Origin of the sequence: Metabacillus idriensis (assembly GCF_009674765.1) — a bacterium.
GTDB lineage: Bacteria > Bacillota > Bacilli > Bacillales > Bacillaceae > Bacillus_P > Bacillus_P idriensis.
Map to the genome: position 1 here is coordinate 1 of NZ_WKKF01000031.1, position 1,686 is coordinate 1,686.

1 protein-coding gene is annotated in these 1,686 nt (G+C 40.0%); it reads right to left on the bottom strand.

Features of this window, described 5'->3' with window-relative positions; genetic code table 11:
* Positions 1-453: 453 nt before the first annotated feature.
* Positions 454-1,569 (bottom strand): IS110 family RNA-guided transposase, encoded by a 1,116-nt coding sequence (locus GJU41_RS24415; RefSeq protein ID WP_154319809.1) that lies wholly within the window; start codon positions 1,567-1,569, stop codon positions 454-456.
* Positions 1,570-1,686: the final 117 nt, after the last annotated feature.

Consider the following 1,686-nt stretch of genomic DNA (forward strand, 5'->3'; position numbering starts at 1 on the left):
CCTGATATGAACGAAACTGTCAAGGCTCCCACTCTAAATTGGTAATTGTCTTATTTTTGGGTAACTTTAAGAAGAGAAGCACATTTCTGCTTCTTTACTCTTTTGTCCCAGCTGCCATTCTGGATTGTTTATCTCCTTCTTTAGCTATAGCTAAAGAAGGAGTAAGCACTTTTTTCCCTCCCGTATCATGTTAGTTAAATAGAAGTTAAGTGCACGGCACGAAGGCAAAAATCTCTACTGCGGTTAGCATTCTGATATTCGTGGATTTTCACATTTTATCTTTCCGTATAAAGGACTTATCCACTAACTCGGAGCGTGCGTTAATCTGAATAGATATAGCACAGAGGAGGCGCGTGGGATTTCCTTTCCGGTATTACTCTTTGCCTTCGAGCCCTATTCTCATCATTCTATTATGAAAAATCTCATGTTTTTAGTATTCGTACAAAACAAAAATCAAGTTCTTGAACGGGTATCTTCTAACTCATTCGTAATCGCCCAGATAAAACCTGCCAACTCTCTAGCGACTGCAGTAATGGCCTTTCCACTTTCTTTCCCCCGGGACAGTAATCGATAATACTTTTTATTAAGTCGATTTTGCGCTTTCCAAGATATGGCTTGAATCGTTGGTTCTAGACCATTTATTCGTTTTTTTAATTCTCCCTTTACTGCAGGTTGATAACGATAACTCCAAGCTGACTCTACTAATAAACGGCGAACATGACGATTTCCCGTTTTCGTGATTTTCCCTTGTCTTCGACTTTCACCACTTGAAAATTCGCTTGGGATTAATCCGACATACGCCATAAATTGCCTTGGAGTAGCAAAACGTTTGAAGGAACCAATTTCGGCAACAAGACTTGTCGCTGTTATAAGCGCCACACCTCTTAATGCTTGTAGAGCTTGAATTGTTGGGGCATGAATCCCTTCTTTTGCTTGGATCCCTATCTCTTTTTCCAGCCTAAGAATACGTTGTTCGATCTCTTTTAGCTGATGATAATATTCTTGAAATACCACTCGTAATGCTGAAATTTCAAACTTCAAAGCATCCAGCCATTCGCGATACTTCTTCGTCCACTTATTAACTCCAGGTAATGGTTTAAGGTTATTGCGAAGTAAAAACTTAGTTAAGCGATGTTTAGCTCTTAGCTCATCTTCTTTTGCATCTTCACGAGATCGGACTAGATCACGGAGAGCTTCATCTTCTGGAGTAGGAACATATATGTTGGTTAATTCCCCGGCTCGATATAACTGGGCGAGTCGTATAGAATCTCTTCGATCCGTTTTGATACGCTCACCTGGCCTTTGGGGAATTAACGACGGGGCTATCACATCACAATGGACACCTAAAGAAAGTAATAGCCTGCATAATGGGTAACCAGTTGGTCCGGCTTCGTAACAGACTCGTAAAGACTCAGTGTCCCCAAGTTTTTTCACTAACTTTTTAATTGCTTCTGTTGTATGGGGAATCATCCCAAAGTATCTAGGCTCTTCTCGCCCCTCTTCCGCAATAGCAACTGCAATTTTTTCTTTAGATACGTCTAAACCAACATATTTTAAGGTATCCTTCATAATAACTAGCTCCTTTCGTAATGTAGCTCTGATTTGGTTTGTTTTTTCCAGTAAACATTCTAACCAAATTAACCTACGATGTTACGAGTAAGGAGCTAGTTTCGTTCATGATAACTC

Bases quoted from the DNA above. Each gene is read 5' to 3' on its own strand.
- GJU41_RS24415 (WP_154319809.1), bottom strand. From the start codon at position 1,569: ATGAAGGATACCTTAAAATATGTTGGTTTAGACGTATCTAAAGAAAAA.